The 18,829-nt window shown below is 57.5% G+C and carries 18 protein-coding genes and 1 other RNA gene; 14 read left to right on the forward strand and 5 right to left on the reverse strand.

The window, feature by feature from the left end:
* Window positions 1–253 precede the first annotated feature (253 nt).
* The 3 genes from AO388_RS05780 (at window position 254) to AO388_RS30190 (ending at window position 1,696) form a co-directional block, all read left to right on the forward strand.
* Window positions 254–889: a GNAT family N-acetyltransferase gene (locus AO388_RS05780; RefSeq protein ID WP_153003970.1), complete on the forward strand. Its 636-nt coding sequence runs from the start codon at window positions 254–256 to the stop codon at window positions 887–889.
* Window positions 890–1,100: 211 nt separating this feature from the next.
* Window positions 1,101–1,313, forward strand: a complete 213-nt coding sequence (locus AO388_RS29565; protein ID WP_236713900.1) for a hypothetical protein — start codon at window positions 1,101–1,103, stop codon at window positions 1,311–1,313.
* A gap of 74 nt (window positions 1,314–1,387) precedes the next feature.
* A complete protein-coding gene (locus AO388_RS30190) occupies window positions 1,388–1,696 on the forward strand; it encodes an AlpA family phage regulatory protein (RefSeq protein ID WP_083515772.1) in 309 nt (102 codons plus the stop codon).
* 87 nt (window positions 1,697–1,783) lie between these two features.
* Here the strand turns inward: AO388_RS30190 and ssrA are convergent.
* From ssrA to smpB, 3 genes are all read right to left on the reverse strand, one after another.
* Window positions 1,784–2,175, reverse strand: a transfer-messenger RNA (tmRNA) gene (ssrA, locus tag AO388_RS26765).
* Window positions 2,176–2,285: 110 nt separating this feature from the next.
* A complete protein-coding gene (locus AO388_RS05790; RefSeq protein ID WP_003364180.1) occupies window positions 2,286–2,570 on the reverse strand; it encodes a hypothetical protein in 285 nt (94 codons plus the stop codon).
* Between the two features lie 306 nt (window positions 2,571–2,876).
* Window positions 2,877–3,359, reverse strand: a complete 483-nt coding sequence (gene smpB, locus AO388_RS05795) for an SsrA-binding protein SmpB (RefSeq protein WP_003313649.1) — start codon at window positions 3,357–3,359, stop codon at window positions 2,877–2,879.
* 113 nt (window positions 3,360–3,472) lie between these two features.
* Between smpB and AO388_RS05800 the strand changes: the two genes are divergently transcribed.
* The 3 genes from AO388_RS05800 to AO388_RS05810 are packed head-to-tail and all read left to right on the forward strand — an operon-like array spanning window position 3,473 to window position 5,625.
* On the forward strand, window positions 3,473–4,876 hold the full coding sequence (locus tag AO388_RS05800) for a sodium-dependent transporter (protein ID WP_024648070.1): 1,404 nt from the start codon (window positions 3,473–3,475) through the stop codon (window positions 4,874–4,876).
* 7 nt (window positions 4,877–4,883) lie between these two features.
* Window positions 4,884–5,318 (forward strand): type II toxin-antitoxin system RatA family toxin, encoded by a 435-nt coding sequence (locus AO388_RS05805; RefSeq protein WP_003431552.1) that lies wholly within the window; start codon window positions 4,884–4,886, stop codon window positions 5,316–5,318.
* On the forward strand, window positions 5,311–5,625 hold the full coding sequence (locus AO388_RS05810) for an RnfH family protein (protein WP_054082028.1): 315 nt from the start codon (window positions 5,311–5,313) through the stop codon (window positions 5,623–5,625). Before AO388_RS05805 ends, AO388_RS05810 begins: the two co-directional genes overlap by 8 nt.
* Before the next feature lie 64 nt (window positions 5,626–5,689).
* Here AO388_RS05810 and bamE read toward each other — a convergent pair whose 3' ends face one another.
* Window positions 5,690–6,211, reverse strand: a complete 522-nt coding sequence (gene bamE / locus AO388_RS05815; RefSeq protein ID WP_003431549.1) for an outer membrane protein assembly factor BamE — start codon at window positions 6,209–6,211, stop codon at window positions 5,690–5,692.
* Between the two features lie 98 nt (window positions 6,212–6,309).
* On the opposite strand from bamE, the gene fur reads away from it, so the two are divergent.
* Window positions 6,310–6,717, forward strand: coding sequence for a ferric iron uptake transcriptional regulator (gene fur, locus AO388_RS05820; RefSeq protein WP_003313643.1), 408 nt, complete (start codon window positions 6,310–6,312; stop codon window positions 6,715–6,717).
* A 44-nt stretch (window positions 6,718–6,761) separates the two neighbouring features.
* On the opposite strand, the gene recN is transcribed toward fur, so the two are convergent.
* Window positions 6,762–8,435, reverse strand: coding sequence for a DNA repair protein RecN (gene recN / locus AO388_RS05825; protein WP_003431547.1), 1,674 nt, complete (start codon window positions 8,433–8,435; stop codon window positions 6,762–6,764).
* A gap of 270 nt (window positions 8,436–8,705) precedes the next feature.
* Here recN and grpE point away from each other — a divergent pair, with 270 nt between their 5' ends.
* The 7 genes from grpE to greA all read left to right on the forward strand — a co-directional run bounded on the left by grpE (window position 8,706) and on the right by greA (window position 18,775).
* Window positions 8,706–9,269 carry a nucleotide exchange factor GrpE gene (gene grpE / locus AO388_RS05830; protein WP_003313642.1) on the forward strand — a complete coding sequence of 188 codons (564 nt, stop codon included), beginning with the start codon at window positions 8,706–8,708 and terminating at the stop codon, window positions 9,267–9,269.
* Window positions 9,270–9,380: 111 nt separating this feature from the next.
* Window positions 9,381–11,297 carry a molecular chaperone DnaK gene (gene dnaK / locus AO388_RS05835; protein WP_003431542.1) on the forward strand — a complete coding sequence of 639 codons (1,917 nt, stop codon included), beginning with the start codon at window positions 9,381–9,383 and terminating at the stop codon, window positions 11,295–11,297.
* 326 nt (window positions 11,298–11,623) lie between these two features.
* On the forward strand, window positions 11,624–12,766 hold the full coding sequence (dnaJ, locus tag AO388_RS05840; protein WP_003395180.1) for a molecular chaperone DnaJ: 1,143 nt from the start codon (window positions 11,624–11,626) through the stop codon (window positions 12,764–12,766).
* A gap of 21 nt (window positions 12,767–12,787) precedes the next feature.
* Window positions 12,788–13,591 (forward strand): 4-hydroxy-tetrahydrodipicolinate reductase, encoded by an 804-nt coding sequence (gene dapB, locus AO388_RS05845; RefSeq protein WP_003431540.1) that lies wholly within the window; start codon window positions 12,788–12,790, stop codon window positions 13,589–13,591.
* Between the two features lie 216 nt (window positions 13,592–13,807).
* Window positions 13,808–14,944, forward strand: coding sequence for a glutamine-hydrolyzing carbamoyl-phosphate synthase small subunit (gene carA / locus AO388_RS05850; RefSeq protein ID WP_058416179.1), 1,137 nt, complete (start codon window positions 13,808–13,810; stop codon window positions 14,942–14,944).
* A 136-nt stretch (window positions 14,945–15,080) separates the two neighbouring features.
* Entirely contained in the window at window positions 15,081–18,302 is a 3,222-nt protein-coding gene (carB, locus tag AO388_RS05855) for a carbamoyl-phosphate synthase large subunit (protein ID WP_003431538.1), read from the forward strand.
* Complete coding sequence (gene greA, locus AO388_RS05860; protein ID WP_003400161.1) at window positions 18,299–18,775, forward strand: transcription elongation factor GreA; 477 nt, start codon at window positions 18,299–18,301, stop codon at window positions 18,773–18,775. Before carB ends, greA begins: the two co-directional genes overlap by 4 nt.
* Window positions 18,776–18,829: the final 54 nt, after the last annotated feature.

Here is an 18,829-nt window from a genome sequence, read left to right on the forward strand (position 1 = left end):
GCTGCAGCGCCAGCCTACGGAGAGCTAAAAAATCCGTATGGTTTCCGAAATTTTCTGGTAAAGATCCGGTCTACACTGCAGATACACTGTCACAACCTGCATGATTTTCTCATTCCTTAGGTCTGAGAGGTCACGCTACCAACGTAAAGAGGCTATAGCATGGCTGCTAAACCAATCATCGAATCTTCGCCTGCACTTTCAGTAGATGAAAGTCGCGTGCTCGTAGCGCGATTGGGCACCGTGGGCCTTACGCATGAACGCAAAGCAACGCTTTGCTCCTATGCGTCAGCTGCTCAAAAAGCTTTTCAAAAGCGAATCGTCGAACGGAATTGACCACTGCGTGAATCTTGATGACTTCATCCTTGCACCTGTTGACGATGTCGATCAAGGTACCTTGGACTGCTTTACCTCGGGCGATGCAGAGCTTGACGTTTTCCTAAGGGATGATGCCAACTCATACGCTAAGCACGGTATAACTTCCACTACGGTCGTTTTTATCGAGCAATGCCTTACTCCTATAGGCTTTTTTAGCCTCTCTTGCGATAGTTTAAGGCTGGAGGGGGTAGAGCTGACTGAGCTGGGTCTTCCGTTCAGCGCTGCGATAGATTTCTTTCCTGCTGTGAAAATTACGAAGCTCGCAGTTGCGGAAGGCTTTCAGTCTCAGGGCATTGGCGAGGCAATCATCAATCTGATCCAAGGCATATCCTTTACGCCGCCATTCTCCGCACGACTTTTGACAGTCAACGCGGTTAACCGTGAAAGGACGCTCAATTTCTATCGCAAGCTTAATTTCTTAGAGAGCAGCCGCAATGCTGCCGCAGCTGGCCAGCGAAAGCGCGGTGAAGAGGCTGCAACAATCTTGATGTATCGAGACTTGTACCAGTCCTGAAGCCCCGCTGTGGTCAGCACGTCACGTGTTCCAAATCCTCATTATCAATCCCTATCCGTCTAACGGTGTTAGCAAAGCCAACCGCTGGATGACAATCGGCAGCTCTCAATCCGCTGCAGTTGGGTTTGCGCTGGACAAATGTCAGCTTCAGCTTCAGCTGCGCGGAGATCAGTTAGAGTCCTAGCCCTGAATGAACACCGGCTTCTTGCTTATGGCTCAATACGGTGTCAAGGCAATCATTCTGTTTGGGCGGGTGTGCGGCGATTGCTTAAGCCGCCCGGCACCGGCGAAACTGAGATTAAAGATAGTGGCCGACGATATCGATCTTCCTTTGAACCAGTCAGACTATAGCCAAGGAGCGGAGAGCGGCGTGGGCCTTCAGGGATCTGGCCGCATATTTGGACGCTCAGCGTGCGAGGGCTAAATCGGAGCAGCGAGGGCAGCCCCTGAGCCTGCTGTGCCTCGCCTGTTTACTCGCCTTCGACGAGAACCGCCGTTTTGCGTGCCTTCGTACCGAGTAAGTCGGCGTCAGCCCTGATCAGGCTACTCAAGGTCGTAAAGCTAACCGGTGTCAGTGCTTCGAAAGTTTATCAAATGATCAGCACTGGCGAGTTTCCTTGCTTGGTCAAGCTAGGAGGTCGAGCGGTTACCTGGGGCAACGGGGGGGGCGGAGTGGCGGCATATACGAATTGCGGCTCGACGCATGGGTCCTTAGCAATTCCTTATTGTAAGACTCCCGCCGCCCTGTTTGCCCTTGGTGGAGAGCATATGCGCAGCACCATAAATCAATACAAAAGCTGTCATTAAGCTGGCATTACCGAGCCAATACGGCACAAAAAGGCACAAAAAAAGCACTTGCGATAAACGCTAAGTGCTTGATTTGTAACGCTTGTATGGTGGAGCCGGGGGGATTTGAACCCCCGTCCGCCAGTACTCCGCTGTCGGTACTACATGCTTAGCCGTGTCTATTAAGTTAACCCTCAGCGACCCGACGGGCAGGGTGCTTTGGGCGAGTTGTGTAAGTTTTAGTCGCTTCGTCCACAACGTACTAGGCGACGATCCTGTTCTATATGACAATCATTTCGGGTTTACAGGCATCCCCTGATGATTGCTGGAGCCGAAGCTACCAGAAGGAAGGCTAGCACCGCTTACGCGGCGAGAGCGTATTCCCCGTAGGTTTCGTCATTGGCAACTATAGAAAGTTGCAACAGTGGATTTACGAGTTCTGTTACCAACTCGGCATGCACCTAAAGTTTCATCACCGGCGTCGAATCCAAATCGGCCCCGAGACTGCTTTCGCAATCGCTGGGGCGCAGTGTACGCCAATTGGCGTGGCACGTCGACCCGTCTGCTGCAATCGTTCAGGCCAGCCTGAGTGGCTGGCCTGCTCGAAGGTTTACTTGGTGCCTTCGCTGCCCGAACCGGTGTTTTTCAGGGAAGTGATGGTCTTGGTGGTGATCTCAACGCACTTTTTCTCGTCATTCTGCGCTTGGGCCGCTTTGGCGTTCTTCACAGTGGTCTCGAGCATAGTCTTGTTTTCGGGACTCAAGTTGGTGCTGGACGAGGTGTTGGCGTTTTCGATGGTCTTGATGTTTGCAGCGCACAAATCATCGGCGGCAAAAACCGGCGAAGCCAACAGGGCGGCGCTGAGGAACAATCCAGTGAGGGCGGTACGCTTCATGTGTGTCTCCTTATAACCTGTGGACTCGGTATGGCCGGTATTTGAGGCCGTCGCCCGAGGGTTTGAAAGCCCGTTTAGCAGTTGGGCCTAAAGGATTGACTGTGGTGTGACGCAGGCGTTCTATTTTATTTTCGGAATACTGCGAAATAGCCACATTGCGCATTCAAGCACCAAAATGAGGCGATCTTCGCTTTGGGGTATCGAACGGGTTGAAGCGGGGGAGTGGAGAGGGGGGAGGGATAAAGGGGTGGATACGAAGTGCCAAATGTCCGGGTCAGGACATTTGGCACACGCCAGCGCCAGGGGCTAGTCTTCCTTGCCTTTGGAGCGCACGGCACGCTGCAGCTCACGGTCCGAATCGCGTTCACGTTCGGTGTGGCGCTTGTCGTATTCCTTCTTGCCTTTACCCAGCGCAATTTCGCACTTCACCAGGTGCTCCTTCCAGTAAACGGAAAGGGCTACGCAGGCATAGCCTTTCTGCTGAACCGAGCTGGTGAGCTTTTCGAGCTCGCGCTTGTTCAGCAGCAGTTTGCGGGTGCGTGTCGGGTCAGCGATGACGTGCGTGCTGGCAGTCTTGAGAGGCGTGATGTGGCAACCCATCAGCCAGGCCTCGCCATCCTTGAGCAGCACATAACTGTCGACCAGCTGTACCTTGGTGGCACGCAGGCTTTTTACTTCCCAGCCAGACAGGACCAGACCGGCCTCGAACTTGTGTTCGATGAAGTAATCGTGACGCGCTTTCTTATTTTGCGCGATGGTCCCTGTAGGGTGTTTCTTGAGCTTAGCCATAGGGGGCGCATTATAGGCAGTTGCATCAATGTCGGCTACGGGAAAGCGCGTGCTTGAGCACAAAGGTTGAATCCCGGACAATGCGCGATCTTTTTTGGCTGGGCGTTTCGATAATGTCGACGGACAAGGTTTCGGTCCACGGTAGCTGGGCAAGTCGCTGGGTGTTCATCCTGGCTGCTACCGGCTCTGCTGTGGGGCTGGGCAGTATCTGGAAATTTCCGTACATGGTCGGTGCCTATGGCGGCGGTGCATTTGTACTGGTTTTTCTGGCGTGCATCGCGCTGATCGGTATTCCGGTCATGATCGCCGAGACGCTGATTGGCCGTCGTTCCCGGCTCAGTCCTGCGAATGCGCTCAAGACGCTGGCGCAGGAAGCCGGGCATTCGCCGCGCTGGTCCTGGGGTGCGTTTGCCGGGATGATCACGGCGCTGCTGATTCTCTCCTTTTATAGTGTGGTGGGCGGTTGGTCGCTGGATTACATCATCGACATGGGGCGCGGCGACTTTCAAGGCGTGTCGCCGGATCAGGTCGGTGCGTATTTCGGTGCGGTGATTGCCGACCCATGGCGTCTGATTCTGTGGCACACCATTTTCATGCTGCTGTCGGCGGTGGTGATCGGCAAGGGTGTCGAGGCCGGGCTGGAGAAAAGCCTGCGCATCATGATGCCGATGCTGTTCCTGCTGATGCTCGCGCTGTTGGGCTATAGCCTGACCACGGGGCATTTCATGGAAGGCGTGCATTTCATGTTCGACTTCAACCCGGAGAAGGTGCTGGATGGCTTGCTGCCCGCGATGGGCCATGCGTTCTTTTCCCTGAGCGTCGGTGTCGGCTCGATCATGGTTTACGGCGCGTACATGACCAAAGGCGCGTCGATCAGCAGTACGGTCGTCGGTATCGCGTTGCTCGATACCTTCGTTTCGCTGCTGGCCGGCCTTGCGCTGTTCCCGATCGTGTTTGCTGCGGGCCTGAACCCAAGCGAGGGGCCGGGCCTTATGTTCGTTACGCTGCCTTACGCGTTCGGCAACGTCGCATTCGGCCAATTGATGGGCATCGTGTTCTTCGTGCTGGTGGCCGTCGCAGCCTGGAGTTCGGCGATTTCGTTGCTAGAGCCAATGGTCGCCTACCTGGTCGAGCGCACCCGTATTCGCCGCGCCTGGGTGACGTTCTGGCTGGCCTTTACCTGCTGGTTTGTGGGCCTCGGCACGGTGTTCTCGTTCAATATCTGGCAAAAAGCCAAGTTTTTCGTGAACGATGGAGGCGCATTCCACCTCTATCAATGGGGCGCATCGACTGGCCTGGACTTCTTCGGAGTTATTGATTTCTTCACTTCGCGGATCATGTTGCCGCTGGGTGGGTTGTGTTTTGTAGTATTCGCTGGTTGGGTGATGGGCCGTGAGACGGTGCGCGACGAATTGTCGATTCGCAGTCCGCTGCTCTTCAACCTGACGTACTTTTTGATGCGCTACGTGGCGCCGCTCGGCATTCTTGTGGTGTTTGCCGCTCAGCTCTGGAAATGACGCTCACATGACTACGCATATACAACGCTCTGCTTTACTGCCTTACCCGGCCGGGTTCCTTTATGACCTGGTCAATGATGTGGCTCGTTATCCCGAGTTCCTGCCGTGGTGTTCGTCCGCTACCGTGGTTGAAGCCAGTGAGGCGCAGATGCGCGCCAGCCTGGAGATCGCCAAGGGCGGTCTGAGCCAGAAGTTCATGACGCGCAACACGCTGGTTCCCGGTGAGTCGATCGTGATGGACCTGGTCGAAGGGCCTTTCGAACAGTTTCACGGCGTCTGGACGTTCAAGCCGCTGGGCGAGAAAGCCTGCAAGATCAGTCTGGATCTGTCTTTCGATTATGCCGGCACCCTCGTTCGCGCCACACTAGGGCCACTGTTCAATCAGGCAGCCAACACGCTGGTGGATGCGTTCTGCCAGCGAGCGAAAGAGCTGCATGGCTGACGCATCGATTCAGATAGAGGTGGTCTACGCCTCTGTACAACGCCAGGCATTGAAGACGATCGATGTCCCGGCCGGATCTTCGGTACGTCAGGCGCTGGCACTCAGCGGTATGGACAAGGAGTTTCCCGAGCTGGATCTTGGTCAGTGTGCCGTGGGTATCTTCGGCAAAGTGGTGGCTGATCCTGCTGCGCGGGTGCTCGAGGCGGGTGAGCGGATAGAGATTTATCGCCCGTTGGTGGCCGACCCCATGGAGATCAGACGCCTGCGTGCCGCCAAGGCGCGTGAGAAAAGAACGCCTCCCGGCTGAACGCTGGCTGAATGGAAGGCACAAAAAAGCCCGGCATGCCGGGCTTTTTGTTGGGCGCTTTGGACTACCGGGTGTTGGTGTCCAGCGGCTCCTGGGTCGGGACCGGTACGGTCTCGACGCTGTCCACGTCCTTCTGGATTGTATCCAGCAACGAACCTGGCTTGGCCGGTTCTTCAGGCTGCTGCACTGGCTGGTTCTCTGCAGGGACAGTGGTGTCGCTGCCCTTGCCGAGAATGGCTTCATCGCGGCTGACGCCGGGCATGAAGTCGCCAGACAGGCTCACAAGCTGGTCATTGCCGTTGAATATAAGGCTGACACGCTCCTGCTGGCGTTCACCGCCACCTGGTTGCAGGCTGTACAGGTAATCCCACCGATCGGAGTGGAAAGTGTCGGTCAACAGGGGGTTGCCCATGATAAACCGTACTTGCCGCCGGGTCATTCCGGGGCGTAACTGGTCTATCATGTCCTGCGTGACGACATTACCCTGCTGGATGTCGATTTTGTAAACCCCGGGGAATGAACAACCGGCGAGTGCGAGCAGTCCCACGAAGGTGAAACTGGTTAGCAAGAGCTTGGTGTTTTGCATCGGTGGGCGACTTCCACTATCTTGGCTGGGACAACGTAAACTCCGATCATACCTGCATTAAGAGAAGCTGCGAAGCAGCGTCTGCGAGAAAGCTGACCATGGTTGAAAATAACGAACTACGTAAAGTAGGACTCAAGGTAACCTTACCGCGGGTCAAAATACTGCAAATGCTCGATTCTGCAGAGCAACGCCACATGAGTGCCGAGGATGTCTACAAGGCTCTGATGGAGGCCAGCGAGGACGTCGGTCTGGCCACGGTTTACCGTGTTCTGACTCAGTTCGAGTCCGCTGGACTGGTGGTGCGCCACAATTTCGATGGCGGTCATGCGGTATTCGAGCTGGCTGATGGCGGCCACCACGACCACATGGTCAACGTGGAGTCGGGTGAGGTGATCGAATTCTTCGACGAAGAAATCGAGAAGCTTCAGAAAGCCATCGTCGAAAGACACGGCTTTGACCTGGTGGACCACAATCTGGTGCTCTACGTCCGCAACAAGAAGGCGTAATCAGCAACAGGGGCGACCGCGGTCGCCTTTGTGCTTTCTATGGCTCAGCTTTTAGCCGTAACGACCATCTTTTTGGCGTGCGCCAGAGATTCCTTGGTCAGGTCGATGCCGCCCAGCATTCGCGCGACTTCCTCTATACGTTCAGTCTTGCTGAGCTTGGACACGGCGGTGCGCGTTGCGTCGTTGTCCCGCACCTTGTGCACGAACAGGTGCTGATGGCCCTGCGCCGCGACCTGCGGCAGGTGAGTGACGGTCATGACCTGACCGCGCTCGCCTAGGCGACGCAGCAGTTGCCCCACGATCTCGGCGGTCGGCCCGCCAATCCCCACATCCACTTCATCGAATACCAGCGTCGGCACCCGAGATGTTTGTGCGGTGATGACCTGAATCGCCAGGCTGATGCGCGACAGTTCGCCACCCGACGCGACTTTCGCCAGCGCTTTCAATGGCTGGCCGGGGTTGGCGCTGACCAGTAGCTCTACCTGCTCCAGGCCGTGAGGCGAGGGTTCTACGCTGGCGTTGGCTTTGAGGTCGATCTGGAAACGGCCGCCGGGCATGCCCAGACGATGAATTTCCTGTTCTACAGCGCTGGCCAGTTTCGTCGCCGAATTGTGGCGCAGGTCGCTCAGCTCCCGGGCTTTATCCTGGTAGTGCCTGGCAAATGCCTGCACTTCATGCTCCAGCCGTTCGATGGATTCGTCGTTGGCATTCAGTGTTTCTATTTCATCCAGCAGCTTTTGTTGCAGTGTCGCGACTTCGCCCGGCTGGATGCGGTGTTTGCGCGCCAGTGTGTAAATGGCATCGAGACGTTCTTCAAGCTGTTGCAGTCTGGCCGGATCGGCATCGAAGTGATCCAGAAAACGATTCAGTTCGCCTACGGCTTCTTCTACCTGTATCTGCGCGCTGGACAGCAGCCCTGTGGCTTCGCTGAGGGCGGAGGGTGAATGGTCGACGCTGCCAAGACGATGCAGGCTGGCGGTCAGGGCATTGAGTACGTTGCCGGAATCGCTTTCGCTGCACTGCTCGACCACTTGTCGGCAAATGCTCAGCAGGCTTTCGGCGTTGGTCAGGTCCTTGTGTTCCTGTTCGAGCTGTTCAAGCTCGTTTTCACCCAGGCTCAGGCTTTCCAGTTCTTCGAGCTGATAGCTCAGCAACTGATGCCGTGCGCGTTGCTCGTCACCCGAGTTGGAGAGGCGTTCGAGCTCCTGCCGCGTCTGCCGCCAGCGCTGTGCAGCGAGATGGACCTGACGGGCCAGATCGGTCGCACCCGCGTATTCGTCGAGCAGGCGTCGATGTGTATCGGTCTTGAGCAGCGACTGGTGCTCATGCTGGCTGTGAATATCGATGAGCAGTTCGCCCAGCGCTTTAAGGTCGCCCTGAGGGCAGGGCGAGCCATTGATATAAGCGCGTGACCGGCCTTCGGCGGTGATGACCCGGCGCAGGATGCAGGGGCCGTCGTTGTCCAGGTCGCGCTCTTTGAGCCAGGTCTGTGCCTCGGGAATGTCGCCCAGGTCGAACGTGGCCAGGATGTCGGCCTTGTCGGCGCCTGGCCGGACCACGCCGCTGTCGGCACGGTCGCCCAGGGTCAGGCCGAGGGCGTCGAGCATGATCGACTTGCCCGCGCCGGTTTCGCCGGTGATGACGCTCATGCCTCGATCCAGTTCAAGGTCAAGGTGTTCGACGATGGCGTAGTTGTGTACGGAAAGGTGCACCAGCATTGAGCGGCTCCCGGGCTGTTTGTCTGGTTATTTATACAGTGTTTTATTTGTGGCTGACAATGCCCTTGCTTAGCTCGATTTGATCGGTCTGTAGTGGTTTTTAGTCCCTCTTGTGTCAAGTCGCCATTTTTTGTTGGGCTGGAATCCGGATTATTTGTCAGGGAATGCGTATCTCGATCACATGAAACCCTTGAAGCCGGAAAATCCGATCCCATATAGGTGGGCAGAAGCGCGAATCGGGATCGCGGACGTCTTTAGAGGAGAACATGTATGGCTGACGAACAGAATCTGGATGCGCAGGCGCAGGATCAGGCTGCCGAAGCGGGCGCGGGTGATGAACTGACAACTCGCGTGCAGGTGCTCGAAGAGCAACTGGCTGCTGCGCAGGACCAATCCCTTCGCGTGGCTGCGGATCTGCAGAATGTCCGCCGCCGTGCCGAACAAGATGTTGAAAAGGCGCACAAGTTTGCGCTGGAAAAATTTGCCGGTGATCTGTTGCCGATCATCGACAGTCTGGAGCGAGGCCTTGATCTGTCCAGTCCGGACGATGAAAGCATTCGCCCGATGCGTGAAGGCATCGAGCTGACCTTGAAGATGTTCCAGGACACCCTCAAGCGTTATCAGTTGGAAGCCATCGATCCACACGGTCAACCGTTCAGTGCCGACCAGCACCAGGCTATGGCCATGCAGGAAAGTGCCGACGTTGAGCCCAATACGGTGCTCAAGGTATTTCAGAAGGGTTATCAGCTTAATGGTCGCCTGCTGCGCCCGGCCATGGTCGTGGTCAGCAAGGCACCGTCGCCTGCAACGCCGTCAATCAACGAGCAGGCTTGAAATCAGCTGTAAGGCCCCCATTTAAAGGTCAAGCGTTTAAGAGCTACCGCACGGTGTAAACGCACTGGCGGCAACCCAATCCAAGTTTTGCAAGTTTCGGGAGAGTCAAAGATGGGCAGAATTATCGGTATCGACCTGGGGACTACCAACTCCTGCGTCTCCATTCTGGAAAACGGTAACGTCAAGGTTATCGAGAACGCCGAAGGTACTCGTACTACACCTTCGATCATTGCTTATGCAAATGATGGCGAGATCCTGGTCGGTCAGTCCGCCAAGCGTCAGGCGGTCACTAACCCGCACAACACCCTCTATGCGGTAAAGCGTCTGATCGGTCGCAAGTTCGAAGAGGAAGTCGTTCAGAAAGACATCCAGATGGTCCCTTACAAGATCGTCAAGGCTGACAACGGTGATGCCTGGGTTGAAGTGAATGGCCAGAAAATGGCGCCTCCTCAGATCTCCGCTGAAATCCTGAAGAAAATGAAGAAGACTGCCGAAGACTATCTCGGTGAAGCGGTTACCGAAGCGGTCATTACCGTTCCGGCCTACTTCAACGACAGTCAGCGTCAGGCTACCAAGGACGCTGGCCGTATCGCCGGTCTGGACGTCAAGCGCATCATCAACGAACCTACCGCAGCTGCACTGGCTTACGGTATGGACAAGGCCAAGGGCGACCACACTGTCATCGTTTATGACCTGGGTGGCGGTACCTTCGACGTCTCGGTCATCGAGATCGCTGAAGTCGATGGCGAGCACCAGTTCGAAGTGTTGGCCACCAACGGCGACACGTTCCTGGGTGGTGAAGACTTCGACATTCGTCTGATCGACTACTTCGTCGACGAATTCAAGAAAGAAAGCGGCATGAACCTCAAGGGTGATCCGCTGGCGATGCAGCGTCTGAAAGAAGCTGCCGAAAAAGCCAAGATCGAGCTGTCTTCCAGCACCCAGACCGAAGTCAATCTGCCGTACATCACTGCAGACGCAACCGGTCCTAAGCACCTGGTAGTGAAGATCTCCCGCTCCAAGCTGGAATCGCTGGTTGAAGACCTGGTTCAGCGCACCATCGAGCCTTGCCGCATGGCGTTGAAAGACGCGGGTATCGATATCAGCAAGATCAACGACGTGATTCTGGTCGGTGGTCAGACGCGTATGCCGCTGGTGCAGAAGCTGGTGACCGAGTTCTTCGGCAAAGAAGCACGTAAAGACGTCAACCCTGACGAAGCCGTTGCCATGGGCGCTGCCATTCAGGGCGCAGTATTGGCCGGTGATGTCAAAGACGTTCTGCTGCTGGACGTCAGCCCGCTGACCCTGGGTATCGAAACCATGGGCGGCGTGATGACTGCGCTGATCGAGAAAAACACCACGATTCCTACCAAGAAATCCCAGGTGTTCTCGACTGCCGATGACAACCAGAACGCGGTAACCATCCACGTCCTGCAGGGCGAGCGTAAGCAAGCCGGTCAGAACAAGTCGCTGGGCAAGTTCGACCTGGCCGAGATTCCACCTGCTCCACGTGGCGTGCCACAGATCGAAGTGACCTTCGACATCGACGCAAACGGCATCCTGCATGTTGGCGCGAAAGACAAGGCCACCGGCAAGCAGCAGTCCATCGTGATCAAGGCCAACTCCGGTCTGTCCGAGGAAGAAATTCAGCAGATGGTTCGTGATGCTGAAGTCAACTCCGAAGAAGATCGCAAGTTCGAAGAGCTGGCCTCTGCCCGTAACCAGGGTGATGCGCTGGTCCACTCGACTCGCAAGATGATCGCTGACGCGGGTGACAAGGTCACTGCTGAAGAGAAGACTGCGGTAGAAGCTGCACTGGTTGCTCTGGAAGCCGCTATCAAAGGCGACGACAAGGCCGCCATTGAAGCCAAGGTTGAAGAGCTGTCCAAGGTTTCCGCGCCAATCGCTCAGAAGATGTACGCCGAGCAGGCTGAAAACCCGGACGCTGCGGCCAAGCCAGCTGAAGAAACTGCCAAGGCTGACGATGTTGTCGACGCCGAGTTTGAAGAAGTAAAAGACCACAAGTAAGCGCAGGCTCACTTGAAAGCCGGTTGACCTCTTTCGAGCGCTGACTGGTAGGATGTCGCCGCGCGGGAGCTTGCTCCCGCGTTGGCGTGTCTGGAACAAGCAAAAATTTCGGCGTGCGGAGTTGCTCCGCAAGCCACGTGGCAAGATCGCGACGCTCCTGCGTGGCGAATCATTCTGCCGCTTTCTCGGCCGGATGCATCTGGCTCTGAACGAAGACCAGGATCGTTGAATCGACGTGAGTTGGGTCCGGGCCTGTATGGGGCTCAACGAGTTTGGTGTGGCTCAGGAGAGCTTTCGCCGAACGTCCTCAAGAGTGCGGAAGAATTATGGCAAAGCGTGATTATTACGAAGTGTTGGGAGTGGAGCGAGGCTCCAGCGAGGCGGACCTGAAGAAGGCTTATCGCCGTCTGGCGATGAAGCATCACCCTGACCGCAACCCTGATGACAAAGCATCGGAAGAGCTGTTCAAAGAGGCCAACGAGGCCTACGAAGTGCTTTCCGACGCCAGCAAACGCGCGGCCTACGATCAGTATGGCCATGCCGGTGTCGACCCGAGCATGGGTGGCGGCGGTGGTTTTGGTGGCGGTGCCGGTGGCGCCAACTTCTCCGATATCTTCGGCGATGTGTTCAGCGACTTCTTTGGCGGCGGCCGTGCCGGTGGCGGCGGTGGTCGTGGCGGCGCTCAGCGCGGCAGCGACCTGCGCTATACGCTGGAGCTGAATCTGGAGGAGGCAGTTCGCGGTACTAACGTGAATATCCGCGTTCCGACGCTGGTCAACTGCAAGCCATGCGACGGCAGCGGTGCCAAGAAGGGTTCTTCGCCTGTCACATGCCCTACGTGCGGTGGTATTGGTCAGGTGCGCATGCAGCAGGGTTTCTTCTCTGTGCAGCAAACCTGCCCGCGCTGCCACGGCCACGGCAAGATCATTTCCGATCCGTGCGATTCCTGCCATGGCGAAGGCCGCGTCGAAGAGTCCAAGACGCTTTCTGTCAAAGTGCCGCCAGGTGTCGATACCGGTGACCGCATTCGTCTGTCTGGCGAAGGCGAGGCGGGTACCCAGGGTGGCCCGACCGGCGACCTGTATGTTGTGATCAATGTGCGCGAACACGCGATCTTCCAGCGTGACGGCAAGCACCTGTTCTGCGAAGTGCCTATCAGCTTCACCGATGCAGCGCTGGGCGGCGAGCTTGAAGTGCCGACGCTCGACGGTCGCGTCAAACTGAAAATCCCCGAAGGCACCCAGACCGGCAAGCAGTTCCGCTTGCGTGGCAAGGGCGTCGCTCCGGTGCGTGGCGGTGGTGCGGGTGACTTGATGTGCCGTGTTGCAGTCGAAACCCCGGTCAACCTGAGCAAGCGCCAGCGCGAGCTGCTTGAAGAGTTCCGCACCTCGCTTGAAAACGACGAGTCTCACTCTCCGAAAGCCAGTGGCTGGTTTGAGGGTGTGAAGCGTTTCTTCGGCGATCTGTAAGGCTATCAACGGGAGCAGGGCATGCGACGTATTGCTGTAGTAGGCGCCGCCGGGCGTATGGGCAAGACCTTGATCGAGGCGGTTCAGCAGGCACCGGGCGCCGGCTTGACCGCTGCTATTGATCGTCCTGACAGCACGCTGGTGGGCGCTGATGCGGGCGAACTGGCTGCGCTGGGTCGTATCGGCGTGCCGCTGTCGGGTGATCTGGCAAAGGTGGCGGACGAGTTCGACGTTTTGATCGACTTCACTCATCCTTCGGTGACGCTGAAAAATCTGGCGTTCTGTCGCAAGGCGGGCAAGGCGATGATTATCGGTACCACCGGTTTCAGCGCGGAAGAAAAGCTGCGTCTGGAAGAGGCGGGTAAAGACATTCCGATCGTCTTTGCTGCCAACTTCAGCGTCGGTGTGAATCTGTGTCTGAAGCTGCTCGACACCGCTGCGCGCGTTCTGGGTGATGAGGTTGATATCGAAATCACCGAGGCGCACCATCGGCACAAGGTCGACGCGCCGTCCGGCACCGCCTTGCGCATGGGTGAAGTGGTTGCCAATGCGCTGGGTCGTGATCTGGAAAAGGTTGCGGTCTACGGTCGTGAGGGGCAGACCGGTGCGCGTGATCGCCAGACCATCGGGTTTGCGACCATTCGTGCCGGTGACGTGGTGGGTGATCACACCGTGCTGTTCGCCGCGGACGGTGAGCGGGTCGAGATCACGCACAAGGCATCCAGTCGCATGACCTTCGCCAAGGGGGCCGTTCGGGCTGCAATGTGGCTCGACGGCAAGGCACCTGGGCTTTATGACATGCAGGATGTGTTGGGTCTGCATTGATTTCATACAGGGCCATTCGTGGCCCTGTCGCATTTCCCCGCATTTCAGGCTCATTGGTGGTAGACCAAAATGGGCCTTTTCTGTAAGCTACAGCTTTAGTGTGTCCACTAAAAGCGCGCAGATGATTCCATAAGAAAGCGGGGTGACGTAACTACGTCATTCCGCTTTTTTGCAGCCTGCGATCGCCCTTTCAGGTTTTATTTACGGGAGGTCTTCTTGACTAAGCCAGCCATACTCGCCCTTGCTGATGGCAGCATTTTTCGCGGCGAAGCCATTGGAGCCGACGGTCAGACCGTTGGTGAGGTGGTGTTCAACACCGCAATGACAGGCTATCAGGAAATTCTTACCGATCCTTCCTACGCCCAGCAGATCGTTACCCTGACTTACCCGCATATCGGCAACACCGGCACCACCCCTGAAGACGCAGAGTCGGATCGCGTCTGGTCCGCCGGCCTGGTCATTCGCGACCTGCCTCTGGTAGCCAGCAACTGGCGTAACAAGCTGTCCCTCGGTGATTACCTGAAAGCCAACAACGTCGTTGCCATCGCTGGCATCGACACGCGTCGCCTGACCCGCATCCTGCGTGAGAAAGGCGCCCAGAACGGCTGCATCCTGGCCGGTGATAACATCACCGAAGAGGCGGCCATTGCCGCTGCTCGCAGCTTTCCGGGCCTCAAGGGCATGGATCTGGCCAAGGAAGTCTGCACCAAGGATACCTACGAGTGGCGCTCCAGCGTCTGGGATCTGAAAACCGACAGCCACCCTGAAATCGCCGCGTCCGAGCTGCCTTATCATGTGGTCGCCTACGATTACGGCGTCAAGGTCAACATCCTGCGCATGCTGGTCGAGCGCGGTTGCCGCGTAACCGTGGTGCCTGCACAAATGCCTGCCAGTGAAGTGCTCGCCTACAAGCCGGACGGCGTTTTCCTGTCCAACGGCCCGGGTGACCCGGAGCCGTGCGATTACGCCATCAAGGCGATCAGGGAAGTGCTGGAAACCGACATTCCGGTGTTCGGCATCTGCCTGGGCCACCAGTTGCTGGCGCTGGCCGCGGGTGCCAAGACCGTGAAGATGGGCCACGGCCACCACGGTGCCAACCATCCGGTCCAGGATCTGGACGCCGGTGTGGTCATGATCACCAGCCAGAACCACGGTTTTGCGGTGGATGAGGCGACCCTGCCGAGCAACGTTCGCGCCATTCACAAGTCGCTGTTCGACGGCACCCTGCAGGGTATCGAGCTGACCGACAAGAGCGCATTCAGCTTCCAGGGTCACCCTGAAGCGAGCCCGGGCCCGAACGACGTCGCGCCTTTGTTCGATCGCTTTATCGAAGCCATGGCCAAGCGCCGCTGACCGGTTGCCTTGAGACGGTAATACGCAGGTGCCCAGGGCGGCCCCGGACTCAATGTCCGGTCGCTGCCGCCCAGGCCACCTCAGACAAATGTTCAAGACGGCTTGCCGACTGACCTGCGGATTTGAGTGACAACCCATGCCAAAACGTACAGATATTAAAAGCATCCTGATTCTCGGCGCCGGCCCCATCGTGATCGGACAGGCCTGTGAATTCGACTACTCCGGCGCCCAGGCCTGCAAGGCTCTGCGCGAAGAGGGTTACCGCGTCATCCTGGTGAACTCCAACCCGGCCACCATCATGACTGACCCGGCCATGGCCGACGCCACCTACATCGAGCCGATCAAGTGGCAGACCGTTGCCAAGATCATCGAAAAAGAGCGTCCTGACGCACTGCTGCCAACCATGGGCGGCCAGACGGCTCTGAACTGCGCACTGGATCTGGAGCGCGAAGGCGTTCTGGAGAAGTTCGGTGTCGAAATGATCGGCGCCAACGCCGACACCATCGACAAGGCAGAAGACCGTTCGCGTTTCGACAAGGCGATGAAGTCCATCGGCCTGGCGTGCCCGCGCTCCGGTATCGCGCACAGCATGGAAGAAGCCAACGCGGTGCTTGAAAAGCTCGGCTTCCCTTGCATCATCCGTCCTTCGTTCACCATGGGTGGTACCGGCGGCGGTATCGCTTACAACCGTGAAGAGTTTGAAGAAATCTGCGCCCGTGGTCTGGACCTGTCGCCAACCAAGGAGCTGCTGATCGACGAATCGCTGATCGGCTGGAAAGAGTACGAAATGGAAGTTGTCCGCGACAAAAAGGACAACTGCATCATCGTCTGCTCGATCGAAAACTTCGACCCGATGGGTGTGCACACCGGTGACTCGATCACCGTGGCGCCTGCACAGACCCTGACCGACAAGGAATACCAGATCCTGCGTAATGCCTCGTTGGCAGTGCTGCGCGAGATCGGCGTTGAAACCGGTGGTTCCAACGTTCAGTTCGGCATCTGCCCGAACACCGGCCGTATGGTCGTGATCGAGATGAACCCGCGTGTATCGCGCTCCTCGGCGCTGGCCTCCAAGGCGACCGGCTTCCCGATCGCCCGCGTTGCCGCCAAGCTGGCCGTCGGCTACACCCTCGACGAGCTGTCGAACGAAATCACTGGCGGCAAGACCCCGGCTTCGTTCGAACCGTCGATCGACTACGTCGTCACCAAGCTGCCGCGCTTTGCCTTCGAGAAATTCGCCAAGGCGGACGCGCGTCTGACCACTCAGATGAAGTCGGTCGGTGAAGTGATGGCCATAGGCCGTACCTTCCAGGAGTCCCTGCAGAAAGCCCTGCGCGGTCTGGAAGTCGGTGTGTGCGGTCTTGATCCGAAACTGGATCTGAGCCATCCGGAAAGCATGAGCACGCTCAAGCGCGAGCTGACCGTGCCGGGCGCCGAGCGTATCTGGTACGTCGCCGATGCCTTCCGCGCCGGTATGACGGTCGAAGAAATCTTCGCCATGAACATGATCGACCCGTGGTTCCTGGTGCAGATCGAAGACCTGATCAAGGACGAAGAGAAGATCAAGACCCTGGGTCTGTCGGCGATCGACCGCGACCTGATGTTCCGTCTCAAGCGCAAGGGCTTCTCTGACGCGCGTCTGGCCAAGCTGCTGGGCGTTACCGAGAAAAACCTGCGGACTCATCGTCACAAGCTGGAAGTGTTCCCGGTCTACAAGCGCGTCGACACCTGTGCCGCCGAGTTCGCAACCGACACCGCGTACCTGTACTCGACCTACGAGGAAGAGTGCGAAGCCAACCCTTCGACGCGTGACAAGATCATGATCCTGGGTGGCGGCCCGAACCGTATCGGCCAGGGTATCGAGTTCGACTACTGCTGCGTGCACGCCGCGCTGGCACTGCGTGAAGACGGTTACGAGACCATCATGGTCAACTGCAACCCGGAAACCGTCTCCACTGACTACGACACCTCGGACCGCCTGTACTTCGAGCCTGTTACCCTGGAAGACGTGCTGGAAATCGTCCGTGTCGAGAAGCCGAAAGGTGTGATCGTCCAGTACGGTGGCCAGACGCCTCTGAAACTGGCGCGGGCTCTTGAGGCCGCCGGCGTACCGATCATCGGTACCAGCCCTGATGCCATCGACCGTGCCGAAGACCGCGAGCGTTTCCAGCACATGGTCGAGCGTCTGAACCTGCGTCAGCCGCCAAACGCCACTGTGCGCAGCGAAGACGAAGCGATTCGTGCCGCAGCGAAGATCGGTTATCCACTGGTGGTGCGTCCGTCCTATGTACTGGGTGGCCGTGCGATGGAAATCGTTTACCAGGAAGACGAACTCAAGCGTTACCTGCGCGAAGCGGTTCAGGTGTCCAACGACAGCCCTGTGCTGCTGGACCACTTCCTGAACTGCGCAATCGAGATGGACGTCGATGCGGTCTGCGACGGTACTGATGTGGTGATCGGCGCGATCATGCAGCACATCGAGCAGGCGGGCGTTCACTCCGGTGACTCCGCGTGCTCGCTGCCGCCTTACTCGCTGCCGGCTCACATCCAGGACGAAATGCGTGAGCAGGTCAAGAAGATGGCGCTGGAACTGGGCGTTGTCGGCCTGATGAACGTGCAGCTGGCGCTTCAGGGCGAAGACATCTACGTCATTGAAGTCAACCCGCGCGCATCGCGTACCGTGCCGTTCGTTTCCAAGTGCATTGGTGTTTCGCTGGCGATGGTCGCTGCCCGCGTGATGGCAGGCAAAACCCTGAAAGAGCTGAACTTCACCAAGGAAATCATTCCGAACTTCTACAGCGTGAAAGAGGCAGTGTTCCCGTTTGCCAAATTCCCTGGCGTTGACCCGATCCTCGGCCCGGAAATGAAATCGACCGGTGAAGTGATGGGTGTGGGTGATACCTTCGGTGAGGCGTTTGCCAAGGCCCAGATGGGCGCGAGCGAAGTGCTGCCAACTGGCGGTACCGCGTTTATCAGCGTACGTGACGATGACAAGCCTCTGGTTGAAGCGGTCGCTCGTGACCTCATCAATCTCGGTTTCGAGATCGTTGCCACCGCAGGCACTGCCAAGCTGATCGAAGCGGCAGGCCTGAAAGTGCGTCGCGTCAACAAGGTGACCGAAGGCCGTCCGCATGTGGTCGATATGATCAAGAATGACGAAGTCACCTTGATCATCAACACCACCGAAGGTCGCCAGTCGATCGCGGATTCCTACTCCATCCGTCGCAACGCCCTGCAGCACAAGATTTATTGCACCACTACCATTGCAGCAGGCGAAGCGATTTGTGAAGCGCTCAAGTTTGGTCCGGAGAAGACCGTACGTCGCTTGCAGGATCTCCATGCAGGATTGAAGGCATGATCAAATACCCAATGACCGTCCAGGGCGCTCGCGCCCTGGAAGAAGAACTGACCCACCTGACCAAGGTGGTCCGTCCCAAGTTGAGCCAGGACATCGGTACTGCGCGCGAACTGGGCGACCTCAAGGAAAACGCCGAATACCATGCTGCCCGCGAGCAGCAGGGGATGGTCGAGGCGCGTATACGTGATATCGAAGGCCGCATGCAGAACGCTGTGATCATCGACGTCACGACTATTCCGCACACCGGCAAGGTGATTTTCGGCACGACAGTCGAAATCGCTAACGTCGAGACTGACGAAAGCGTGGTCTATCAGATCGTGGGTGAGGACGAAGCGGATATCAAGAAAGGCAAGATTTCAGTGGGCTCGCCCATTGCCCGTGCCTTGATTGCCAAGGAAGAAGGTGATGTCGTCGTGGTGAAAACGCCGAGTGGCGTTATCGAGTACGAAATCATCGAAGTACGTCACATCTGATGCTGGCGCCCGTTTTACGGGCGCTTTCAGCGGCAAAAAAGAGTCAGGGCGCGC

Origin of the sequence: Pseudomonas sp. ICMP 10191 (assembly GCF_001467335.1) — a bacterium.
Classification (GTDB): domain Bacteria; phylum Pseudomonadota; class Gammaproteobacteria; order Pseudomonadales; family Pseudomonadaceae; genus Aquipseudomonas; species Aquipseudomonas cerasi.